The 1,512-nt window shown below is 65.9% G+C and carries 2 protein-coding genes; both read left to right on the plus strand.

Annotated features, from left to right (window positions below):
• The coding region (locus EOS_RS42700; protein ID WP_047898291.1) for a DUF1800 domain-containing protein at positions 1-877 on the plus strand (877 nt) is incomplete at its 5' end.
• A 4-nt stretch (positions 878-881) separates the two neighbouring features.
• Positions 882-1,512 (plus strand): DUF1501 domain-containing protein (locus tag EOS_RS42705; RefSeq protein WP_047898292.1); only part of this gene is annotated, 631 nt, incomplete at its 3' end.

Consider the following 1,512-nt stretch of genomic DNA (forward strand, 5'->3'; position numbering starts at 1 on the left):
CGCCGAACGCGCCGCCGCGCGGAACCCCGACCGCAAGCCCGGCCTGAACGAGAACCTTGCCCGCGAGATCATGGAGCTGCACACGCTCGGCGTGCGCAGCGGCTACGATCAAAACGACGTGACGGAGTTCGCCCGGGCGCTGACCGGCTGGAGCATCGGCGTGATGGGCGGCGTGGGTGCGGGTGCCGGTGCGCAGCGCTATAACGCCACCGCGCCCGGACAATTCGTGTTCCGTCAGCAGCTGCATGAGCCGGGAACGCGCACGATCATGAACCGTCAATACGATCAGCGCGGCGAGCAGCAAGCGCTTGCCGTGCTGCACGATCTCGCCGCCTCGCCCGCGACCGCGCAGCACATTGCGGGCAAGCTCGCCCGGCATTTTGTTGCCGATACCCCGCCGCCCGCGCTGGTCGATCGCCTCGCCAGCGTGTTCAGCGCGACGAACGGCGACCTGCCCAGCGTGTACCAGGTACTGATCGATTCACCCGAAGCCTGGTCGCCAGTCGATGCGAAGTTCAAGACGCCGTGGGACTGGACCGTGTCGTCACTGCGCGGACTTGGGCTCAACGATATTGGCAGCATGCAGATCGCGCCCTTGCTGACGCAGCTCGGCCAGCCCGTGTGGCGACCCGGATCGCCTGCGGGTTACGACGACATTGCCGCAAGCTGGGCCGCGCCCGATGCGCTCGTGCGTCGTGTCGAGATGGCCCAGCGTTTTGCGTCGCGTGTCGGCGACACGTTCGATGCACGCACGCTCGGCAACCAGTTACTTGCTGGTTCGCTGAGCGATGCTACGGCATCCGAACTATCTCGCGCAGAAAGCGCGCCTACCGCGCTCGCGCTGCTGCTTGTATCCCCCGATTTCCAAAGGAGATGACACGATGATCACGCGTCGGAATTTCTTGTGGTGTGCCGGTGCGGGCGTCGGTGCGATGCTGGTTGGGCCGCGCATCGCGTTGGCGTCTGTGGAGTCGGAGCGGCGTTTTGTCTTCGTGATCCAGCGAGGTGCCGCCGATGGACTCAACATCGTGGTGCCTTACGCCGATCCCGCTTATGCAAGCCTGCGCGGGGCACTGGCGATCGATTCGTCGACCGCAACCAAGCTTGACGGGACGTTCGCGCTGCATCCGTCGCTAGTCGAGACCGCGAAGATGTATGCAGCACAGCAGGCGTTGTTCGTGCACGCGGTTGCGTCGCCATACCGTGACCGCTCGCACTTCGACGGCCAGAACGTCCTTGAAACCGGCGGCACTGCGCCCTATCAGATCAAGGACGGCTGGCTGAACCGGCTGGTGTCGATGCTGCCTGCTTCCAGGGCGAATGCTATTGCGCTGGCGCCCACCGTGCCGCTGGCGCTGCGGGGCCGCGCTGAGGTTACATCGTACGCACCGTCCGCGCTGCCGCAAGCACCCGACGATCTGCTCGTGCGCGTCTCGCAACTCTATGCCGGTGACGCGCAGCTGCATGCGCTCTGGACCTCTGCGATGGACGCCCGCGGGCTCGCCGCCGATG

It is taken from the genome of Caballeronia mineralivorans PML1(12) (genome assembly GCF_001028175.1).
GTDB lineage: Bacteria > Pseudomonadota > Gammaproteobacteria > Burkholderiales > Burkholderiaceae > Caballeronia > Caballeronia mineralivorans.